At 62.4% G+C, this 20,748-nt stretch carries 14 protein-coding genes and 2 tRNA genes; 1 reads left to right on the top strand and 15 read right to left on the bottom strand.

From position 1 onward, the window contains the following. Nucleotides 1–19: 19 nt before the first annotated feature. The 14 genes from NUW12_00995 to NUW12_00930 all read right to left on the bottom strand — a co-directional run bounded on the left by NUW12_00995 (nt 20) and on the right by NUW12_00930 (nt 17,104). A complete protein-coding gene (locus NUW12_00995; GenBank protein MCR4401349.1) occupies nt 20–496 on the bottom strand; it encodes a DUF134 domain-containing protein in 477 nt (158 codons plus the stop codon). An 85-nt stretch (nt 497–581) separates the two neighbouring features. Continuing rightward, nucleotides 582–2,084: a hypothetical protein gene (locus NUW12_00990; protein ID MCR4401348.1), complete on the bottom strand. Its 1,503-nt coding sequence runs from the start codon at nt 2,082–2,084 to the stop codon at nt 582–584. Between the two features lie 228 nt (nt 2,085–2,312). After that, nucleotides 2,313–2,388: transfer RNA gene (locus NUW12_00985), tRNA-Arg, on the bottom strand. Nucleotides 2,389–2,454: 66 nt separating this feature from the next. Continuing rightward, nucleotides 2,455–3,186, bottom strand: a complete 732-nt coding sequence (locus NUW12_00980) for an amino acid ABC transporter permease (GenBank protein MCR4401347.1) — start codon at nt 3,184–3,186, stop codon at nt 2,455–2,457. A 330-nt stretch (nt 3,187–3,516) separates the two neighbouring features. Beyond that, nucleotides 3,517–4,314, bottom strand: a complete 798-nt coding sequence (locus NUW12_00975) for a basic amino acid ABC transporter substrate-binding protein (protein ID MCR4401346.1) — start codon at nt 4,312–4,314, stop codon at nt 3,517–3,519. A gap of 863 nt (nt 4,315–5,177) precedes the next feature. Next, nucleotides 5,178–7,148, bottom strand: a complete 1,971-nt coding sequence (locus NUW12_00970; GenBank protein ID MCR4401345.1) for a glycoside hydrolase family 13 protein — start codon at nt 7,146–7,148, stop codon at nt 5,178–5,180. Between the two features lie 200 nt (nt 7,149–7,348). After that, nucleotides 7,349–10,408 carry a glycoside hydrolase family 57 gene (locus tag NUW12_00965; GenBank protein ID MCR4401344.1) on the bottom strand — a complete coding sequence of 1,020 codons (3,060 nt, stop codon included), beginning with the start codon at nt 10,406–10,408 and terminating at the stop codon, nt 7,349–7,351. Nucleotides 10,409–10,676: 268 nt separating this feature from the next. Continuing rightward, nucleotides 10,677–12,011: a glycoside hydrolase family 1 protein gene (locus NUW12_00960; protein ID MCR4401343.1), complete on the bottom strand. Its 1,335-nt coding sequence runs from the start codon at nt 12,009–12,011 to the stop codon at nt 10,677–10,679. 158 nt (nt 12,012–12,169) lie between these two features. Beyond that, entirely contained in the window at nt 12,170–13,708 is a 1,539-nt protein-coding gene (locus NUW12_00955) for a 5'-nucleotidase C-terminal domain-containing protein (GenBank protein ID MCR4401342.1), read from the bottom strand. Nucleotides 13,709–13,990: 282 nt separating this feature from the next. Beyond that, nucleotides 13,991–14,068, bottom strand: a tRNA-Pro gene (locus NUW12_00950). A 163-nt stretch (nt 14,069–14,231) separates the two neighbouring features. Then, nucleotides 14,232–14,897: an XTP/dITP diphosphatase gene (locus NUW12_00945; protein ID MCR4401341.1), complete on the bottom strand. Its 666-nt coding sequence runs from the start codon at nt 14,895–14,897 to the stop codon at nt 14,232–14,234. Between the two features lies 1 nt (nt 14,898). Next, on the bottom strand, nt 14,899–15,618 hold the full coding sequence (rph, locus tag NUW12_00940; protein ID MCR4401340.1) for a ribonuclease PH: 720 nt from the start codon (nt 15,616–15,618) through the stop codon (nt 14,899–14,901). Nucleotides 15,619–15,770: 152 nt separating this feature from the next. Then, nucleotides 15,771–16,589, bottom strand: coding sequence for a glutamate racemase (gene murI / locus NUW12_00935; GenBank protein MCR4401339.1), 819 nt, complete (start codon nt 16,587–16,589; stop codon nt 15,771–15,773). Between the two features lie 116 nt (nt 16,590–16,705). After that, nucleotides 16,706–17,104 (bottom strand): helix-turn-helix domain-containing protein, encoded by a 399-nt coding sequence (locus NUW12_00930; GenBank protein ID MCR4401338.1) that lies wholly within the window; start codon nt 17,102–17,104, stop codon nt 16,706–16,708. A gap of 419 nt (nt 17,105–17,523) precedes the next feature. Between NUW12_00930 and NUW12_00925 the strand changes: the two genes are divergently transcribed. After that, a complete protein-coding gene (locus tag NUW12_00925) occupies nt 17,524–19,404 on the top strand; it encodes an N-acetylmuramoyl-L-alanine amidase (GenBank protein ID MCR4401337.1) in 1,881 nt (626 codons plus the stop codon). Between the two features lie 112 nt (nt 19,405–19,516). Here NUW12_00925 and glgA read toward each other — a convergent pair whose 3' ends face one another. After that, nucleotides 19,517–20,695, bottom strand: a complete 1,179-nt coding sequence (gene glgA / locus NUW12_00920) for a glycogen synthase (GenBank protein MCR4401336.1) — start codon at nt 20,693–20,695, stop codon at nt 19,517–19,519. Nucleotides 20,696–20,748: the final 53 nt, after the last annotated feature.

Raw genomic sequence — 20,748 nt, 5'->3', positions numbered from 1 at the left:
TGGATCGTCCGTCTCTCTATCACTCCCGGTTCCATCCCCGCCCGTGACGCCCCCAGGGCATGTTGCCGAATCCGTGGCCGTTCTGGTCGGTTCGATGCACCTCGGCGGCGCCGCACTTGGGGCAAGTCATGTCCACGCCCCTCTCGCCCGTCCCGAACGGCGCTTCGAACTCGTGTCCGCACGCTCGGCACTGGAACTTGCGCACCGCGAGGCGGTAGTTGCCGCCTTCGACACGAATGGCCTCTCCCACAACGAGTGCCCTCGCGATCTTCTGTCTGGCTGAAACGAGCACCCTCTGGAACGTGGGACGCGAGACTTGCATCCTCTCCGCGCATTCCTCCTGCTCAAGGCCTTCCAGATCCTTCAGGCGAACGGCCTCCAGCTCTTCCACGGAGAGGACTTCCTCCGGGATCCCACGCATGGGCACGCCCGCTGGCTTGAACACGGTCACCTGCGGCAAGAACTCCACTCTCCTGCACTTGGGAGGCCGCGGCATCCTATCAACCCCAATCCGTCATCGATGTAGCGGGAACCGGACCCGTCGACCGGATCCTATGGAAAAGCGCGACAGTCCATGCCTATTATACACTGTTTCCTTCTCTGGCTGCATCCCCGTGAAAACCTTGGCCAGACTCCCCACACTTCGCGCAACTCGCAGGCCTCGATAGCGCCCACACGGCGAACGCCACGGGAAGTAGCCAACAGAAGAAGGCGTACGGGATATAGGCTCCGGGCGTCACTCCAAGGATGGCGGCTGGTCCCAGGGCGGCGACGCTCCACGGCACCAGGGGCGCGGCTATTACACCGGAGTCTGACACCGCGTGCGCAAGCGCGAGCCCTGACATCCTCCTCTCCTGGTACACACGTTTGAGAAGCGTGCACGGAAGGACCACAGAGAGCGCTTGGTTGGCGGCAACCATTCCCGTGGCGACGCTGAAACCCATCGTGGCAAGGAGTACCTTGCGCGGACAGGCGAGCCGCGACAGCCATCGTCCAAGGGCGGCGTCGAAGATCCTGGTGCCTAAGAGTACTCCCGACAAAGCGGTCGAGGAAATGAGCACGAGCAACACACCGATCATTGACACGAACCCTCCTCCGGCGGCCACGGGGGCGGCTGACGGACCGCCCATTGCTCGACAGCCGAACAGGGCTGCGCGAACGATCTCGTCCGGCGGAGCGTGCCGCGCGACCTGGGCGACCACTACGGCCAGAACGACATTCAGCGCAAGATTTGCGAGGATGTGCACCCCGAACACAGCCATGACAAGCATGAAGCCGGGCACCAGCAGGAGAGCCGGGGACAAGGAACCGTCCCCGCGATGGAGGTCCGGGACGAGAGGTGGGTCCGGGGCCGGTGCGGACTCGGGGGCGGTCATCTCAGCGATACCTCCGGCGACGCCGGCGAGATCAAGTTCTCCCTCAATGCTCCCCTTTTCCGCACGGGAGGCGACTCGAGACGCGACGTGGAACGCGGCGTCAGGCGTGACGGGGGGAGTCGTGACCGAGTACAAGAAGGCCGACGCAACCAGTGCGGGAGCAAGGGTCACGAGAAGTCGCCGAAAGAGAGTCGATGCGCTCGTCCCGGTGAGGCGAGACGCCATGTGCAAGACGCTTGAGACCAGCGATGACCGATCACCAAGGTAGACCCCTGAAATGATGGCACCCGCCAGGAGCCCTTGCGGGAAGTGACGAGCATGCCCCGCCATCATGAGGGGAAGCCCGATGATGCTCGCGGCGCCGTTTGCCGTCCCGACGGCCATGGACACCACTGCGCACAGAACGAAAGCACTCAGAGCGAGATGACGAGGACTGATGAGGGCGCTGCCGTACGCCGCGACCGTCGCGGCCGTCCCATTGAGGCGCCACAGGCCCATGAGAACACCGATGAGCGACAGCATCTCGATGGGCACGACCGCCTTCCCGATCCCGTCCCAAGCCATGTGAGCCACGGCCCTGAGTGAGAACCCGCGCTGCAGCGCAAGACACACGCACGCAAGCAACGCGGCGAAGAGAGGGAGGTACGCGGCCGCATGAAGCGCGACGATGCACGTAAAGAGCACGAACACGATCCCGACGAGGATCATGGAAGACTCCTCCTCGGAAAAGCCCCTTTGCAAGGCCGGCACCTCCCTGGAAGCCACCATTATCCTTGAGTCCGCTGAGTCCCGCACCGGGCACCGTGCGTCCGAAACGCCCGCCGCTCCGCTCACGGCTCATCCGCTCTCGCGCTCTCGCCCATGTGAAAACCGCGACCCCGGGCAAGCCCGGGGTCGCAGATCGCCCGTCTCTAAGCGAACGACATCAAAAAACGATGGCGCGCCTGGCAGGAATCGAACCTGCGGCCCACTGCTTAGAAGGCAGTTGCTCTATCCCCTGAGCTACAGGCGCATTAAGACCTCACACGAACCTAACATCAAGCGGGCACTCGGAGCGCTTCGCGTGTCGATTCTTATGTTACCATAACCCACGCACGCTTGCAAGTCCGGCGAGCCCCCGGCGAAGCCTAGCCATCACCGGCTCCCTGCTCTTGCCCCTTTCACCCCTTTCGGCGATCCGCTTTTCCCAAGACCCGAACACAATGGTAAATGCGGTCGTCATGACGAGATAGAACACCCCTGCTGCGAAGAAGATCTCCAGCGGCCGGAAAGTCGTGGCTATCATCTGCTGTGCCGCGCGCATGAGATCCACCATGGCTATCGTCGACACGAGCGATGAGTCTTTGAGGCGAGCGATGACCTCATTGCCCATGGGCGGGATGAGCCTTGGAACGGCCTGGGGCAGGATCACCCATCTCATCGCTTGGAGGTAGCTCATCCCCAGAGATCTCGCCGCTTCCATCTGGCCTCTATCGATTGACAGTATGCCCCCGCGCAGGATCTCGGCGATGTATGCCGCGGCGTTCAGCGTCATTCCGGCCGCCGCTGCGGGAAACGGGTCCAGTGTGATCCCCACCTGCGGCAGACCGTAGTAGATGAGGAAAAGCTGCATGAGCAACGGCGTTCCTCTCATCCACCATGTATACATCGACGCCGGTGCGCGCAGGAGTGGATGCCTTGATAGCCGCGCCAAGGCTATCGGAAGGCCGAGCGCCGTCCCTAACACCACCGCTAGACAGGTGAGCTCCATCGTCATCGCGGCGCCTCTCACCAGGATCGGCACAAGCTGCACCATGAGCACAACATCCATGTCAGGCTCGCTCCTTGCCGGCTTTCGCTCTACCGGCGTTGCCTATTCGCGTTTCCTCACCTGAGGCCGCTGCTCGGCTCTTTGGCCGGTCGTTGTCTCAATCCAGCCTCAGTCGCATTGAACGGTCGGTCACGCGCCAGGGCGATTTGAGGTCCTCGTTCGCCGCCGAGACGCTCGCTGCGCTCGCGCGCGTCTATCAGCCTCGAGCTCCAGGGGAGAACAGCGAGTACGGCGCACGCGGCACGCCGGGCCGCCGGCGGGAAGCTGCCTCAACGAGCACGCCGCCGGCGACCGTCGCGCTGGTCAAAGATCAGGGACCCGCTGATACGCTCAACGCTTGGAGACGTCGACGCCGAACCATTTCTTCGAGATGGCGGCGTACGTTCCGTCCGCCTTGATGGCTTCGAGCGCCGCGCATACAGCGTCACGAAGGGACTGATCTCCCTTGCGGAAGGCGATGCCCAGCTCTTCCTCCGACAGTCGCTCGCCAAGCACCCGGTAGACTCCAGGCCTCCTGGTCACGTAGTAGCGCCCGACGAACTCGTCCAGCACCACCGCCTGAACCCTGCCTATGGCGAGGTCGGTAAGCGCCTCGGTGAACTGACCGTATAGTTTGAGCTCCTTTATGCCTGAGATCTTCCTCGCGGCAACCTCTCCCGTGCTTCCGAGCTGGCTGCCCACGACCTTGCCGGCGAGGTCAGGCAGGCTCTTTATCGAGTCATCTTTCTCCCTGACGACGACGATCTGCGCTCCCTGAATGTACGGCGGGCTGAAGTCGATCATCTTCGCCCGTTCCTCGGTGATGGTCATTGAGGAGAGGATGATGTCAAACTTGCCGGACTGGAGGGCGAGAATCACTCCGTCCCATGCCGTAGGCACCCATTCGATGGCAACTCCGATCCGGCGCCCGATCTCGTCTGCCAGATCAACGTCGAACCCGATCAGTTTGCCTTTCTCGTCGCGGTATTCCATTGGCGGAAACGCGTCGTCCACACCGATCCTGAGCACGCCCGCGGCCTTGACCTTGGCAAGAGAGTCATCTGTCGCGGCAGCCGCGACTCCTCCGACGATCATCATGGCAGTGATCAGCGCGAGCAACACTATTTCGCCGAGTCTCTTTGCGTTCATCCTGGTTACCTCCTCGATTTTCTTTCGTCTGTCTTCTCAGCACAGCTTCTTCTCGATTCCTGTTAGGGGTTCTCTCCTCATCTCCTCCGGCTTTCGCGCAAAAAAACACCTCCCGTCCCGCAAGGGACGAGAGGTGATCTCCCGTGGTCCCACCCTCATTGGTCGCGGCGTAGCGCCGCGACCCGCTCATTCTCCGGTACGGCCCGGCTCTGCACGGCCCCAGCGTCGCGCGTCGCGCTCCCACCACGCCCCGAGTCTGTCGCCTTCTGTCCGTCTGTCGCCGAACGTCTTACGCGCTCACGACTCGAATCTTGAGTCTTGAGGCGACTCACGGCTCGACCGCGGTTGGTGAAGGCACAGCAAGCGTGCCGCAAGCCATGGGCTTATACCTCCTCGCACTAACGGGCGAGACCCGTCGGAGCCTACTCCCGAACTGCCGTGGTGAGAGGGGTAACTGGACCCCGGCCCACCTTCGTTGCCGCAGCGGTTTCGGTCCGCGCTCAAGGGTGTGGTTCAGCCGGCTTGCCCCACCGGGATTCCACCGCCCCCAGCTCTCTAGGGAGGCGCGTCCGGCCTACTCTTCCCCGTCATCGCTTTTAGAGAGCTCTTCCGCTGTCGCCTGCAGCATCCTGTGCTTTCTTCGCCTGCGCAGGCCATTCTCGCCAGGATGTGTATGTTAATTCATAATCTAGCATGTGGAGTACGCCTTGTCAAGAGGCAACGCCTCTTGCCATTAAAAGGCAACAGAGAACTGTGTGGGCATCGCGCCTTCCGAAGCAACTACGTCCTCGCAGTCCTGCCGCCCTGGGGTCGATATGACCCGCCCCCGCCCCCCCAACACAGCGCTACCTCCCTCCCGACGCTCAACCCGCCTCTACCCCGCATGGTCCCGAAGTCAGGACGACAGCCTGGTGCCGGCCGACGCATTCCAGCCTCACCCTGCCGTCTACCACCGGGTACACGCGCCCCGTCAGCGCGTCAGAGAGCGCGCGGACGCCGTACTCCCTCGCCATGCCGGCGCATTCCGGATGCCTCCACTCGCGCCAGCCGTGCACCGCCCCGAGATTCAGATCGAGCGTGACTTGTCTTTCGTCCGCGCACACGACTATCACCGCGACCTCGTCCTCGGATCTCCGCATGAAAGCTAGAGTCCTCGAAGGATCGTCCACGAGAAGCCATCGCATGTCCCCTCGTCTCAAGGCTGCGCTCCGGCGCCGAAGGTGGATGAGTCTGCGATAGATCCCGAACAACTCGCGATCTTGGAGGTGCTCGTCCCAGATCATGGTCCCTCGGCATCCGGGGTCTTTCTCGCCGGCCATCCCTACCTCGTCTCCGTAATATACCATAGGCGCCCCTGGGAAGGTCATCTGGAACACGACCGCAGGGATCATCCGCTGTCTGTCGCCCTCGAACGCCGTGAGGACGCGCTCCGTGTCGTGGCTCCCGAGGAGGTTGAGCAAGGCCGCGCTGGCCTGCTCGGGGTACTCCGCTTTCAGCTTCTCCAGGCTATCCGCGAGTTCAGACGCGGATGTCCTGCCCCTTGCGAAGAAGTCGAGCACAGCATCACGGAACACGTAGTTCATCACCGCGTCGAACTCGTCTCCCTTGAGCCATGGCGAGCCATCACGCCAGATCTCACCCACTATGTACGCATCGGGATTCACTCTCTTCACATGATCGCGGAAGACCTTCCAAAACGAGTGATCCACCTCGTTTGGAACGTCCAGGCGCCACCCGTCGATGCCGACCTCCTCCATCCAAAAGGTGGCCACGTTGAGTATGTACCTGCGAACCTCCGGATTATCCATATTGAGCTTGGGAAGGTCCGCGAATCCCCACCACGCCTCGTAATTAGGTCTTGGATGGCGTCTTACCGGCAGATCGTGAACGTAGTACCAGTTGAGGTAGGGCGATGCAGAACCTCTCGCCACTATGTCCTGGAAAGCCCAGAACTCGTCGCCGGTATGGTTGAACACGCCATCCAGTATCACCCTGATCCCGGACGCGTGAAGCTTCGCAACAAGCTCTCGAAACTTGGCGAGGTCTCCGAAGGCTCTATCCACCCGCAGGTAGTCCGCGGTGTCGTACTTGTGGTTCGACACGGACTCGAACACCGGGTTCAGCCACACGGCCGTGATCCCTAGAGCCCTAAGGTAAGGGATCTTGTCGATGATCCCCTGGAAGTCGCCGCCGAAGAAGTTGTCGCGAGTGGGAGCCTCCCCCCAAGGCCGAGTGCCGACGGGATCGTTGGCCGGGTCCCCGTTCGCGAATCTATCCGGGAAAATCTGATAGAACACGGCGTCGCGCACCCACCCAGGCGTCTTGAACACACGAAGACGCGAGACATCCAGCGTGTGCCATCCTGTTGAGTCTGTCGACCCGCTCTCGCGCTCCCCTGTCAGCACGTGCCACGCCGTTCGGGCCGCGCCGAAAGTGGAGGCCGCTGCGCCGTCCAGCTGCAGGAGGAACCTGTAGGAAAGCAGGCCTCCCGAGGCGGCGACCTCGGCGCGATACTGAGTGAATCCGCCCTGGACAGCATACGGATCCATAGCCACGACTTGGCGGCGTCCCGAGCAAGACCCCCCTCGCACTTCCAAGAAGACGCCGCTTACATCGTCCGACTTCACCCTGAACCTGATGGCGACCGTGTTCTCGTCGGGACGTTCCACATACGGGGTCTCCTGCCCGTGCCATGCTCCCACCAGCGCAAGTCCCTCTCCGTCTCCCTCTCCCGCTCCCGCTATGGTCAAGACTCGGGCGTCCTCCCCAACGCCATTCCTAGACCCTCGCAACCCCACGCGCGCACAAGCCTCGTTCTCGCGAAACGCTTCCATGGTCGCCTCCTCAGAACCCGTGACGTTGACCTGTGATGTATCCCGCGCCGGACATCACCGCTCGACACCACCGATGATATCCCAACGGACACGCTCCGCGCAAGGCTGGGGCCGCCACCGACCGCCTGCTGGGTCGGGGATGGCCGGCCCCGCCTTCGCGCAGCTACCAGAGAACACGCCTCTTCACTCGCCTGCGATGGTCACCTGCCTCCATACACCATCGGGACTTCCGCGAGCCTGCCCGCGCCCACGTCGTAAGCTCCGAGGATCTCCTCCTGGGTCTTTCCGGGAGGAGCCAGTAGATCGATGACGTTCGGGTCTATCTCGGAATCGTCTCCTCCGCCCAAGCGCCACTCTTGAGCCGTGGACAGGACTTCCCTCACCCGCAGGTTCCCGGGCGCCGGATAACCCTCCTGGCTCAGGATGAAGACCTGGTAGCCCCAGGTTGGCTGCGGTTCGCCCAGAGCAGCACCAGGGATCCGGATGGAGATGATCTTATTGACCGGGTCCTGGCTCACTCTCACGCCCGCCTGGACCTCTTTGCCGTCTGCCGCAAATATCCTCTGGTTCCAGCCTTCGACCCAGATGGCGTACTCCCACGCCGACTCTGGCGCGAAGGTCACGTGCCTTCCACCAAGCCCCTCGATCTTTCCCGACCCAGCTTTGCGGTCGGTGTCGATATACACGTCGATGGTCTGGAGGGACACGCCCACAGGCGAGTTCCAAGGGTTCGTGATGTCTCCGGCGAGCCTCACCTGGAACACGACCTCGTCTCCCGTCTTGAGGACCTCAAAGGACAGCATGTCGAAGACTCCGGGCTTGAAGGCAGCGTTCAGAGGGTACGTGTAGCTGCCCGGGCCGTGGTCGTCGCCGGCGGGGTCGTCCCATTTGAAAAGAGTCTCGCCGGCGATGATTTCGGGCATCCTCGCCTCGGCGGGTCCCCCGAGCGGTAGCATGTCCACGTTCCTGCCGTTCTTGGAAGCCACCACCGCGAGGCTCACAGCATCCCCAGGCCGGAGCCCCACATCAGCGAACGGGACCTTTAGCTCAATGGTGCGGTCGGCGGCTGCGCCGGGGAGCTCTTTCACGTCAACCCACGTCTCGTCGCCGCCAGCGAACGCGAGGCGTGCCTTCGCGGGGCCCGGGCTTGCGAGGTCCTTGAAACTCACGAGCACCTCGGCACCGGGCGCGAACCCGAGAGCGGTCGCGGCGCTTCCCTGGCCGCTTAACCTCGGAACGCTGTTCGCCTCCGCACGCCTGGGGTTCGAAAGGTAAGCGGCCAGCGTGGCGTCGGTGCCCAGGAAATCCTTGAAGCTGCTCCTCATATCGAAGCGCAGGTAGAGGCTTTCCGCATCCACCCCTACCCAGAGGGCTCTGAGGATCATCTCCCCTCCGCCGCCTGGCATGGGAGCCGCCTCAGTCTTGAAGTACATGGCCGCAGGCGCCCACTCGCCCGGATCTATCTTGCCGTCAGGAGTTACCTTCGCAAAGCCGGTCATCTGGACGTCGGGCTTGGCCGCCTCTTTCGGGATTATGGGCATGTACAGGTAAGCCGGAATCGCCTGCCCGATAGCTGAGTACACGTTCTGGAGGTGGGTCCTGAAGAGCTCGTCGAACGCGGCGTCGTTGCCGGAGTCCTGGTCGTCACCGTACCACCAGAACCAGTCGCTCCCCTCCGCGGCGTAGAGCTCGTCCCACGCGAGGGCGACGGCCCCCTGCGCCGCCTCGTTCCCGGCGTTCTCCGACGTGTACGCCGCGAGGACATCGCGCGCTCTCGCCAGGTAATCCCATGCCTTGTTCTCTTCGGCCTCACCCACCCAGGTCTCCAGATTGTCGGAAATCCAGGAGCCCGTGTGCAGGACCGGGATTCTGTCCTTGGCGGGGTGAACTTTCAGGTACTCTTCAACCGTCACGGCCTTGAAACCGGGATCCGCGCTCAGCATCTTGTACAGGGAATGTAGGAATTCCTTCCCATCATTATCGTAGTACTCCCAGCAGTTCTCGCCATCGAGCGCCACCGTCACCACGTGCGGCCCTGGCGTCCCTGCAAGGTCTCGCTTCACTTTACGCAGGTAATTCATGAAGTCGAGGGCTGCGGCGGCACCGTTCATGCCGGAGTAGCTGAACCCTATCTTGTCCGAGAGCACGATGTCGCGGAAGAGCACGACAACGGACCTGCCCTCATCTTTGACTATGTACGGCTTGTACAAGAGGTCAGGCCTGACGACGTTTCCCGAGCCGTCACGGAGGCTCACCCCGAGAGACCTCGCGAGCACTCCCTCGCTAGACACCATCCACTGAAAGCCCGCGTCGCTGACGAGCCCCACGATGTCTTGTCCCACGGCCTGCTCGGAAGGCCACAGTCCGCGCGGTTTGCGTCCGAAATGGTCCTCGTAGAACCGCACAGCCATATCTAGCTGAGACTCGACATCCTCTACATGCGCGAACGCCCGGCTGGGCAGGTTCAGCTTCGGACTGGCCACGCGGGCAAGCTCCACGTTGTACAAGAGCGGCATGATGGGATGGTAGAACGGGGTGGTAGTGACCTCGATGTGGCCGGAGTCCTGCATGGACCGGTACAGCGGGATTACCTGTCTCATGATCTGAACGTGCTTCTCGAGCACCCGGCGCTTATCTTCCTCCGTGAAACCCTGGCCCTTGTCAATCAACGCCTTCATCAGAGGATCGCCCTCTTTGAAGTCGGGATCGAGCCAAGCGAGGTTGAACCAGACCTGAAGATCCCTGTAGTCTTGATCCGTGAACGTCTGGAGGGCCCGGGAGATGCTCGCGTCGGTCACCGCCTCTCCGCGCTCTTGTAAGAGCTGCCAGTATCGCGGATGCCTCTTGATGATCCTCTCCCAGTTTGCGTCGAAGAATCTCCGTAGGATGAACTCTCTCTCCTCACGGGTAAGTTCTGAAGCCGGCTTCTCGGAGATGGCCTGCCACACGTCTTTCGCGCCTTGAGAGCACTCATCGAGCTGGAGAATGAGGGACGGCACCAGATTGAACGTGCAATGGACACCTGGGTACTCTTTGAGGATTGAGACCATGTCGTAGTAGTCTTTGACAGCGTGCATCCTCACCCACGGCAGCATGTACTCGCCGGTCGCGGGGTTCTTGTAGAAAGGTTGGTGGTTGTGCCAGATGAGGGCCACGTAGAGCGGCTCCTCAGCGCTCAGCACGCGTCCGGGACAGCCCCAGATGACTCCCAAGAGAAGCGTAGCGACAATCGCCGCTGACAGGTTTCGGTATTGTCTCACGCAGGTTCGCCCTCCCTTGCTCCTTGATCTCCTTTCCGGACCATGCGCGCCGCCGTTGGAGCATTCGGGCGCGCACGCAGCGCACTCGACGCGCCTCAATTCGGACCGAAACCGAAAGGCCGTGGGGCACCTAACGCGCCCGCCGAAGGACTCCTCGACCTCCTCGGGACCGAGAGGCACTGCGAAACAGAGCTACTACAACGTTGTAGCACGCGACAATGAGTAATAGACCCGCGCCGCGGACTCCGCGGATCACGAGCGGGAGATGTCACGGCAGCTTCCCTTCGCGAATTACCTCGGAGTAGAGTCTCGCACTCGGGCGAATCGTTCTCTTCTGAGTCTTGTAATCCACCCCCACAAGGCCAAACCTGGGCGTAAACCCCTCTTTCCATTCGAAGTTGTCCATTAGCGACCAGTGGAAATAGCCGCACACGTCAACTCCGTCGGCTATCGCGCGAGCCGCCTCGCGGAGGTGCAGAAGGATGAAACGCTCCCTCTGTCGGTCATCATCGGTGCATATGCCGTTCTCCGTTATGTACACGGGCAGGCCGTATCCCTTCACACGCATGAGGATCCGATAGAGCCCCTCAGGGTAGATCTCCCATCCGAGGCTATTCTTCTCGGCATCCTCCTTCACCGACATGTCCATGAACAGGGTCCTGGGCTTGCAGAAGCTGAACGAAGCGAGAGTGCGCGAATAGTAGTTCACGCCGATGAAGTCCTGAGTGCCCGCGATCCCCCGGTCGGACTCCCGCGTCACCAGAGGGAAATCCATGACCCCAGTTGTCAGTGCGTCGAGAAATGACGTATTGAAAATGCGGTCCAGCTTCCTTGCCACCACTCCATCTAGTTTGTTTCCTGGGTTCTTTGGATCGAAGATCATCATGTTCTTGGCGATTCCCACGGCGGGAGTGCGGCCCCGCGCCCCAAGCACGTCATGGATGGCGTGGTACGCCCGGCCGTGCGCTCTCGCGAGATTCTTGGCTACGCGAAACGCGAGCACGATGGATCTCTTCTCCGGCGGCCACCAGCCGAGCAAATACCCATGTGTTGCATACACCATCGGCTCGTTTACGGTGATCCAGAAGTCAACGAGCTCTCCCAGCTGCTCCGCCACGTGACGTGAATACCTCTCAAAGAGGTCCACGACCTCGGCAAGCGCCCAGCCGCCTTTGGCCGCAAGCCATCGCGGATTCGTGAAGTGGTGCAGCGTCACCATGGTCGCCATGCCGAATGACCTCAACGTGCCTAGAACCTCGCGGTAATGCTCGATGGCCCCTCGGTCGAAACGGCCCTCGTCAGGCTCTATCCTGCTCCACTCCAGAGACAACCTGTGGGCGTTGTGCCCGAGGTCGCGCGCTATCTCGAAGTCACGCTTGTACCGGTTGTAGTGGTCGCAAGCGTCGCCCGATTTGTCGCCGCGGGCTACCTTGCCCGGCAGCTGCTCCCAGTCCCACCAGTCATTGTTTACGTTGTTTCCCTCGACTTGATGCGACGAAGTCGCAGCACCCCACAAGAAACCCTTGGGGAAGAGCTTCCCTGTCCCGTCGGCTTCACCATCCATGACGTCTCCCCTCCCGGCCCGCTCTTCCGCTCTCCTCATCCTCAACTCGTCCTCAACCCGCGGCTCGGCCCAGGCGGAACCCGGGCCGAGCCAGAGCCACTACCGGAGCAGGGGTCGATGCCCCGTTCCTGCGCGTTTCCTGTCACGCCCGTGTCCTGTCACGCCACTGCCACCCGCACGGCGCGCAGGAAGGGCGACTATTTGACCACTATCCTTGCCTCAACTTGGGGCGAGACCGCGCCCGCCTCCGCTATGTACCGCGCCATGACGTCGCGGAGCATCTCTCCCGAAGAGAACAGAACCTTCGCGCCTTTGAACATGTCGTAACCGTCGCCGCCGGCAGCCATGAAGTCGTTGGTAGCTACCTTATAGAGCTTCTTCGGATCGAGAGGAGCGCCTGCGATCTCCACTGACATCACACGCCCTCCAGCCGGTTTGGCGGGATCGAACTCGAACCGCACCCCCGAGACCTGCAGGAACGCGCCGAGCTCCTTCGGGTAATCGCTCACCGCTCGCTCCAACGCCTTCTTGACGTTCTCACCGCTCACCTCGAGCACGACAAGGGTGTTGTCGAAGGGAAGGACTGTGAAGATCTCTCCAACCGTGATGGGCCCCTTGTCCATGGATGCCCTGATACCGCCTCCGTTCGTGAGGGCGATGTCAGCTTGGCCTGCAGCGCGCATCACGTCTGCGACGAGATTCCCCAGGTTGGTCTCACGTGTGCGCACGTGCGCGCGCTCGCCGTCGAGCGTCACCATGGACTCACCCACAACAGCGGACAGCCTCTCCTCGAGCTGCTTTTGGTAGCCGGCGACGATCGCCTTGACCTCATTGTCCTCGGCCACGCCCGCGGCCACGGGAACAAGCCCACCTGAGAACGCCGTGACAATGCCATTCTCAACGGTGATCTCGAGCTTTCCCAGGTCCCTAGCATGCTCGCCAGCGGAGACTATGATCGTGCCCCCGACTTTCTCCGGTTTCTCGAGTCGAGTGTGGCTGTGCCCACCCACTATCACGTCTATGCCCGGAACAGCCGAGGCGAGCTTCTTGTCTTCTTCGTAGCCGATATGACTGAGGGCGATTACGATATCCACACCCTCCTGTTCGCGCAGGAACGGCACCATCCACCCCGCCACCCTGATGGGGTCGACGAACTCAAGTCCAACGACGTTCTTCGGATGGGTGGACGTGTACGTGTCCAGCGGAGACAACCCCAAAATGCCGACGCGGATCCCGTCCACGGTGACTATGAGAACGCCGGGGAGGATCGCACGCCCGTCAATCACTCTGATGGTGTTGGCCGACAGGAACGGGAAGTCAGCTTCGTTTGCCCTCTCGAGCAGCACCGGCTGGCCATAGTTGAACTCGTGGTTGCCGACGGCCATAGCCTGGACGCCGACTGCCTCCATCACCTCTATCATCGACTTCCCCTCGAAAAGGTTGACGATGTTGGTACCGTGAATGGAGTCGCCCGCGTTGAGTATGAGGACGTTCTCGCCCTCCTTGGCAACGATGTCTTCCACGAGAGTCGCCAGCTTGATCATGCCTCCGATTGCCTCGTTCGAACCCGATGGTTTGAAGGCCTCAAGTCTCCCGTGGACGTCGTTAGTGTACAGGATGACGATATGGCCGCTGGCGGGCGCCGCCGCCGCCGGCAGGACACAAACCACAGAAAGCAGGAACACTAGTACCCCGACGCCCGCGATCCTCTTGGAACGCAGTGACAACGAAGCCATCAGCACCCCTCCTACGTAAGTAATGGAAACCTTCCTCTCAATTTGATTCTGCGCCACGATGTTTTCCCCTGCCGACGGGAGGGCGAACTTTGCGTCAGGGCGCGCGGTGACGTGAACTCCACAGCCTTGATCCGGACGGCTCAACGCGCCCGGTCACAGCCAAAGGCTGACCACGCTCTCAAGATTCGAGGATTCGGGAAAGACGAGGATCAGGCTTGTCGAGCACACGGAATACGAGGCGGGATGGATGACAGGCGAGACGGATGAGCGGAGAGATAAAGATGGTCGGGGCGAGAGGATTTGAACCTCCGACCTCCTGCGCCCAAGGCAGGCGCGCTGACCAAGCTGCGCTACGCCCCGAACTCCAGCGATGCTCGATGTTTTCTCAAGGTAAGATTCTACAGCAATTGCCGCGGAAAGTCAAAGGCTGACCGGGTCTTCCCACGTCCCGGTCCACTAGGTCTCACGCCTAATCTTGCACGTCCCGTGGACGGACGCCAGCCCCACGCACGCAGTTCTGGCATCACTTGGCTTCTTCCGGAGCTTGCCTGGAGCGTTTCAGCGCGTTCAACCCAACGAGGTCGCGCACTGCGGGGACGGCAGCCCTGAGAGCCCTAGCTCGGTGGCTGATTTGGTTCTTCGCCTCGAACCCGAGTTCGCCGAAGGTCGCTTCATAACCTTCGGGCACGAAGATCGGATCGTACCCGAACCCGCTAGACCCGCGGGGCTCGAAGGCTATTGTGCCCGCGCATTCACCCTCCGCTGTCCGCATCTGTCCTAAGGGGGACGCCACAGCCACGACGCACCGGAAGCGTGCGGTCCTCTCACGAACTGGCACGCCTTCGAGGAGTGAGAGCAGCTTGTCGCAATTGGCCTTGTCGCGGGACGCTCCCGCAGGGAGGTACTCCCCGGCGAACCTCGCGGACCTTACCCCCGGGGCGCCTCCGAGGGCGTCGACCTCGAGCCCCGAGTCATCTGCGAGCGCAACCTCTCCTGTAGCCTTCGACACGGCGAGGGCTTTCTTCATCGCGTTCTCAACGAAAGTTTCGCCGTCCTCCTCCACATCGCTGACCCAGGGGAAGTCAGCGCACGAGAGTATCTGGAGGTCTCCAAGCCCACTCGCCTCGAGGATTTCGCGCATCTCCTCGACTTTCCCGGGATTCTTGGTGGCAAGCACGAGTCGAGACATGTCAACGGCCCACCTTGCCCGCCAAGTCCTCGAGGACGTCCCGCTGGATCGCTATGAGGGTGTCGATGCCGCTCTTGGCAAGCCTCAGCATGCGATCGAGATCCGCCCTCGAAAACGGGCTACCCTCTGCGGTTCCTTGGATCTCCACCAGCTTGCCGCCCCCCGTCATGACCACGTTCATGTCCACGCTCGCGCGGGAGTCTTCGTCGAAGGAAAGGTCCACGACAAGCTCGCCATCGACGATGCCGACGCTTGTGGCCGCGATGAAGTCTCTTACTGGGAAATGTCCGGGCATCGCTTCCCCGGCGCCTTCTCTCGAGTCCCCGCGCGCACCGTCGCCCGTGCCGCACGTCAGGCGGGAGAGAGCCTCCACGAGAGCCACGAAAGACCCGGTGACGGCGGCAGTGCGGGTGCCTCCGTCTGCCTGTATCACGTCGCAATCTATCCACACGGTGCGCTCGCCGATGCTCTCGAGATCCACAACTGCCCGCAGCGCCCGCCCTATCAACCTCTGAATCTCGTAGGTCCTTCCCGACCTTCCCTTCGTGGCCTCCCGCGGATTTCGCTCGCTCGTAGCCCTGGGTAGCATTCCGTACTCAGCGGTCACCCACCCTTTGCCCTGCCCTTTCAGGAATTGGGGCACGCGATCCTCGATGGTGGCCGTGCACACGACCCGGGTGTCCCCCACCTCAATGAGCACCGAGCCTTCAGCGTATTTCATGTATCCCCTCGTGATCTTGACCGGACGGATCTCACTGCTAGCTCTATCGTCTCGCCTTGGCACGTCGCGACCGCCTCCCCATGTCTCCCTTCAGAAAGACCGGCCTATGCCGCGCTCCAGCCAGACCTGCCCCTGAGTGAACCTCGAGCACGTCAGCCCCGGTTGATCGAGCTTTCTCGTAGGTCCACCTTGGCGGCCCGCGGCAACCGCTTCCCCAGTAGTTTCTCCGCGACACGGGTGAATCCTTCAGGATCTCCGCTCACCGCGAACTGGTCGGGTCCGGTCCTCTCATGACTCGAGAGGCCTAGGTCGCGTAGTAGGACTGACGCAACCTCAACTGTCTCTCCCGCGGGGTCAACTATGGTGACGTCCGGCCCCACGATCCGCCTGATCGCGTCCTCCAGGAAGGGATAGTGAGTGCATCCGAGCACGAGAGTGTCGATGTCGGACTCCAGGAGGGGGGCAAGGTAGTCGCGGAGCGCCTCCTCGGCTTCGCGCGAGCAAGTCCGCCCGGCTTCTATGAGAGGGACCAACATCGGGCATGCTTTGGAGAAGACGGCCGCCTCGGGCATCAGCTCCCTTATTGCTCGCTCGTACGCGCCGCTCCTCGTAGTTCCCTCCGTGGCGATCACTCCTATCCTGCCGGCGCGCGTCGCGCTCACCGCGGAGCGAGCACCCGGCCTCAGCACCCCCACGAGCGGCACGTCGAATTCTCGCCCAACTTCGTCGAGCGCGAGGGCTGAAGTCGTGTTGCACGCAACTATGACCAACTTTGCTCCGAGCTTCCGTAGGTAAGAGATGATCTCTCTCGCGAATACCTCTATCTCCGCTGCGGGTCGTCCACCGTAGGGCACTCGCGCTGTGTCGCCGAAGTAGAGAACGCGTTCTTTCGGGAGCTTCCGCCACACCTCGCGTACCACAGTGAGGCCCCCCACGCCGGAATCGAACACGCCGATAGGCCTTGAATCCACCCGGGTCGCCTCCCACACGATGCTGCGATGCTTATTATATGCATGCTCAAACCGTCACCGCAACACCGGTGCAGCGAAAGGAGTGAAAGCAGGGAAACGGGGACGCGCAAAGCCAGTTACTTCGCGGGCTTGTCATCAGGGGTGTTTGCGGGAAGATCCGACGACCTTTCGTTCCTCGCGCGGGTCTCCAGCCTGTATCCCGAAGAGAGCACGGTTTCCGCTATCCTCGTGATGAGCTGGACCTGCTCTGGCGAAGCCCCCGCGACGAGGGTGAGGAGATCTTCCACCGGGGATTCGTCGTCTCCGAGAGACTTTACTAGAAGCGCCGGGTCGACCTGGAGGGCCTTGGCAATTGCGTCGAGGGTCTTGACAGACGGGGTTCTCTGGCCTCTTTCGAGCTGTCCCACGTAGCTGACGTGGAGGCCGGCGAGCTCAGCTAGGTCTTCTTGGGTCATGCGTCTCAAGCGGCGAAGTCTTCTGATGCGGCCGCCCGTGTGCTCGAAACCTCCGTCCAACCCGCTCACCTCAAGCATGATATTACCGGCACGTCTAGGGGAAGTGAAGACGCACACAGCGTAGAGCGGAGGCGCCTATGTGGTCGCCTTGCGCGTGTGGTTCCCGGCGCAACCGGGGGATACCCGAGTAGGCGGGTCTGGAGTCCCGTGCCGGGACATTCCGACCGGTCCAGCGGTCAGTCGCGGTGTCCCGCCTCCAGCCTGTCCATGCCCCCAGCCCGTCCATCCGGATCCCGGCAACGCATGCGTGCGCGATGCGGGCACCTGCGACCTCGTCTCCGCGGCGGCTCGCCGCCCGACGCGGCGAGGCTCTGCCTGCTATGTGCTCTTCCAGGGGAGGATTCACGCAGTGGAAGAGGAAATTGTTGAACGGAGTCGAAAGAGGTCCTGATAGCAGTCGAATGGTTGGAGGCCAAGAGTTGAGACTCCCACGCTGCCGCAACAACTGGCCGCTTCCGCTCGTCCTCGCCGCGTTCGTGTCCATAGTGGCGGGCTTCGTCACGCCTGCCTCGCGAGCACACGCCTCAGCGCCCGCTGTGACGCCTCAACTAAACCAGGAAAAGCCCACCGTACGCGTTCTCGCGGTGACCTACGCTGACGTGGAAGGGCACGGAACGGTGAGAGTGTCGCTGGAGGGCCCTGGAAAGCCAACATGGAAGTCGTTCCTCCTCAAGGACCCGGCGCGACTGGTCGTCGACATAGAAGGAGCAGTGCTGCCGTCGCGGCCCGAGCCACTCCAGGTGGGAGACGGCATAGTGGACAAGGTGCGAGTCGCCCAGTTCAGCTCGAACGTCGTGCGACTCGTGATAGACCTGTGCCAGGAATCCGCCCACTCGGTGACTTCGCCGGAGGAGAACCCCCACGAAATCGTCATCACGTTTCCCCAGCGTGTGACGGGGCTGGAATTCCGCGAGGTGGATGGCCGTGCCGAGGCCATCGTGAAAGGCACGGGCAAGCTCAAGTACAAGACCTCCATCCTCATCGATCCTCCGAGGATCGTCGTGGACCTGCCCGGTGCCGTTCTCGTAGGCAACCCCGGCCCCATGCCCGTGTCCCACGGAATAGCAAGGCAGATCCGAGCGAGCCAACACTCACCGGACACCGTGCGCGTAGTCGTTGACCTCGCCAAGGAGACGACATACTCCGTGTTCACTTCGTCAGACAGGCCGGGCGAGGTTGTGGTCGACTTCGGCCACCGCATCCTGGGCGCGGCCTTCGCCACTCACCTCAAGTCCACACGCGTGACAGTGAAGTCCACCGGCCTCCCGCCGGCGAAGATCACGCGCCTCGTAGAACCGCATAGGCTCGTCATGGATTTCGAGGACTCCGTGCTTGACGCGCCCGAAGGTTCCGTCGAAGTGGGAGACGGCACCATCGAAAGGATTCGCCTCGCCCAGTTTGGACCCATGACCGTGAGGGTCGTCGTGGACCTACCATATTACGTGGGCCACTATGAGCCTCCCAGGGAACTCGGGCCCGACGGATCGTGGGGCGAGACCGCCGTCGAGATTACGCGGTCGCCGCTCTACAAGAAGACGATAGTAGTAGACCCCGGGCACGGCGGCAGTGACCCCGGAGCGGTCGGAGCGACGGGACTGCAGGAGAAAGCCGTGACCCTGGACATCTCGAAGCGCGTCGCCGCCATGTTGAGCGAAGCGGGGGCCAAAGCCGTACTTACGCGCACCGACGACGTGAGCGTCTTTCTGCCCGAGCGCGTGAAGGTCGCTGCAGAGGAGCGCGCGGATATCTTCATCAGCGTACACGCGAACGCGGGAAGAACTGAGACGTCGTCAGGCACTGAAACGCTGTTCTGCTCCAGCGTTCCGATGAGCCGTCGGCTCGCGGAGCACGTCCAGACGAGCCTCGTGAGGGCAATAGGCCTTCCGGATAGGGGGGTACGCGAGAGGCCCGACCTGTACGTCATCCGAGAGGCGAAGATGCCTTCCTGCCTGGTCGAAGTGGTTTTCATGTCGAACCTCACCGAGGAGTTGCTCCTCATGGACCCCGGTTTCCGGGATAGGGCCGCCCGGGGAATCACGAAAGGCATCTGGAGCTACTTCGAATGGAGGATGGAGGCCGGGGCCGAGGAGGCGCGAGCGCAGCCCGGCGCAACAAGAGAGACCGCCGCGGAGACCGGGGCTGGGGCCGGAGCTGGCGCCGGGACTAGCGTCAGTCCCGCGAACGGGGAGAAAGACGCGGCCGGGCGCGAATCCGGATCGGGGAACGAATCCGGGAACGCCCCCCAGACGCGGGCCGGCGCTCCGGAGGAGCCCGCGCCCCACGCGGAGCCGAATCCATAGCCGGAAGCCGGAGACCGGAAGAAGCCCTCGGGGGCGGCGACAAAGACAGGCGCCGCGTCCCGACCTGCGGCAGCGGGCGACAGCGGGCGGCAGGTCAAGTGACCGGCGCGCTCTAGCTGTGCGACGGCTCCACCAGCTCAGCGTAGAGGTCTTTAGTCTTAAGGGCGACGGCGTCCCAGCTGAAACGGGCCTCCACGTGTTTTCGACCCGCCGCACCAAAGGACCGGGCTAGTTCACCGTCACGGAGCAGTGTGTTTATAGCCCGGGCAAGTGCCTGCGGATCGCCCGGCTCAACCAGGAACCCCGTTTCTCCGTCGACCACGACCTCAGGTATGCCGCCCACGGCCGACGCCACAACGGGAGTCTCGCACGCCATGGCCTCGAGGTTGATTATGCCGAACGGCTCATAAATGGAAGGGCAGCAGAACACGGCTGCGTTAGTATATAGCTCGATGATCTTGCGTTTTGGGACCATCTCCCGGATCAGCACGACATTGGGCCTGCCCGCCGTGCGCTCCACCACCTCACGCTCTATCTCCTCTGTGTCAGGCGCGCCCGCGCACAGCACGATCTGGACGTCCTCGGGCAAGTATGGGACGGCGTCGAGAAGGTGGATTATCCCTTTCTGTCTGCTCATCCGCCCCACGAAGAGCACGTACTTGTCGCCTACGCCGTACTCGCGGCGTGCGTCGTTCGTGCGGACTGGCTTATATTCGTCGAGGTCAATGCCATTGTGGATGACCCGGATGCGGTCCTCTGGAATAGTGTAGCACTTGAGGATGTCTTTCTTCATCCCCTCCGAGACCGCGATCACCCTGTCTGACGCCAGCACGCCGGTGCGCTCCATCCACCGGCTGAGCCTGTATGCCGGACCCAGCTGCTCCTCTTTCCACGGGCGGAGCGGCTCGAGGCTATGGATTGTGGTGACTAGCGGCTTCCCGTACAGCTCCTTCGCGTAGAACCCCGCCATGAACGTGTACCAGGTGTGACAATGGACCACGTCGGACTTGATCGGGTCTTTCACCATGGCGAGGTTGGTCGATAGCGGCAAGAGCGCCTTCGCGCAGCGCGGGTCGCCGTCTCTCGCCACGAGCTCCCACGGCTCATAAGCCCGCACCGTCATATCCTCCGGCCCCGTGCGTTCATCCCCGAAACACCTGACCTCCACGTCCACCGTCTTCGCCAGCGCCCGCGACAGGTAGTCCACGTGGACCCCGGCTCCGCCGTACACATTAGGCGGGTATTCGTTTGTCATCATCGTCACGGACAGCCGCCTCTCCATCGCAGCCATCGTCCTCCTCATCACTTGCACTCTGACCGTGCTAGGCAGAAGGCCCAGACTCC

This window comes from Bacillota bacterium (genome assembly GCA_024653485.1).
In the GTDB taxonomy this organism is placed as follows: Bacteria; Bacillota; SHA-98; order UBA4971; family UBA4971; genus UBA6256.
Note: the sequence above shows the minus strand (reverse complement) of the source record. Positions and strands in the feature narration are given on the sequence as shown.

Bases quoted from the DNA above. Each gene is read 5' to 3' on its own strand.
- rph (MCR4401340.1), bottom strand. From the start codon at position 15,618: ATGAAATACGCTGAAGGCTCGGTGCTCATTGAGGTGGGGGACACCCGG.
- NUW12_00990 (MCR4401348.1), bottom strand. From the start codon at position 2,084: ATGATCCTCGTCGGGATCGTGTTCGTGCTCTTTACGTGCATCGTCGCG.
- NUW12_00960 (MCR4401343.1), bottom strand. From the start codon at position 12,011: ATGAGGAGAGCGGAAGAGCGGGCCGGGAGGGGAGACGTCATGGATGGT.
- glgA (MCR4401336.1), bottom strand. From the start codon at position 20,695: ATGGCTGCGATGGAGAGGCGGCTGTCCGTGACGATGATGACAAACGAA.
- NUW12_00970 (MCR4401345.1), bottom strand. From the start codon at position 7,148: ATGGAAGCGTTTCGCGAGAACGAGGCTTGTGCGCGCGTGGGGTTGCGA.
- NUW12_00975 (MCR4401346.1), bottom strand. From the start codon at position 4,314: ATGAACGCAAAGAGACTCGGCGAAATAGTGTTGCTCGCGCTGATCACT.
- NUW12_00955 (MCR4401342.1), bottom strand. From the start codon at position 13,708: ATGGCTTCGTTGTCACTGCGTTCCAAGAGGATCGCGGGCGTCGGGGTA.
- NUW12_00980 (MCR4401347.1), bottom strand. From the start codon at position 3,186: ATGGATGTTGTGCTCATGGTGCAGCTTGTGCCGATCCTGGTGAGAGGC.
- NUW12_00995 (MCR4401349.1), bottom strand. From the start codon at position 496: ATGCCGCGGCCTCCCAAGTGCAGGAGAGTGGAGTTCTTGCCGCAGGTG.
- NUW12_00945 (MCR4401341.1), bottom strand. From the start codon at position 14,897: ATGTCTCGACTCGTGCTTGCCACCAAGAATCCCGGGAAAGTCGAGGAG.